Source organism: Mesorhizobium sp. WSM4837 (assembly GCF_055811435.1).
This window is the reverse complement of record NZ_JBVVQE010000243.1, coordinates 1-483: the sequence shown is the minus strand read 5'-3', so window position 1 is coordinate 483 and position 483 is coordinate 1. Positions and strand designations below refer to the sequence as shown.

Below are 483 nucleotides of genomic sequence, written 5' to 3'. Positions count from 1 at the left end.
ATCCTCACGGCGATTACGAGCCTCGAAACCACAGGCTTCATGCCGCTTCTGGCTGCTCTGTCGCGACGGGATAGCCGCTCGACATCCGAAACCCGCCATTCACGCTGCACTGGAAATGAGAAACTTGAAACGTCCGTTCAAAGTGGGGGCGCAAGCCGCCCGTAGATGGGCAGCAGGTCCGAGGTTGGCGTCCTAGAGCATGTTCGGTCTAAGCTTGGTCATATCCTGCGGCCTTGAAGTAGTTCGCGCGTTCGGCGGGTGTGAATTTGTCGAGAAGCGGTCCGACGGTGCATCTAAATTCGAGATAAGCAGACGCTGGTATTTGTATAGGACACCGTCGCCAGCTTGCACCACATGAGTTCTAAAGGTGCGTCAAGCCGGTTCAAAGAAGCTACGGCCGTTGATGACCAGCATTCGCGCAAAAAGGTGGGTGAAAATGCGTATTCTGCATTTTTCTGAAGAAGAGTACCGGTTACGTCTTCG

At 54.2% G+C, this 483-nt stretch carries 1 protein-coding gene; it reads right to left on the bottom strand.

Going from position 1 to position 483, the window contains the following annotated elements:
• Positions 1-293: 293 nt before the first annotated feature.
• The coding region (locus AC0L3D_RS36930) for a hypothetical protein (protein WP_473647565.1) at positions 294-483 on the bottom strand (190 nt) is incomplete at its 5' end.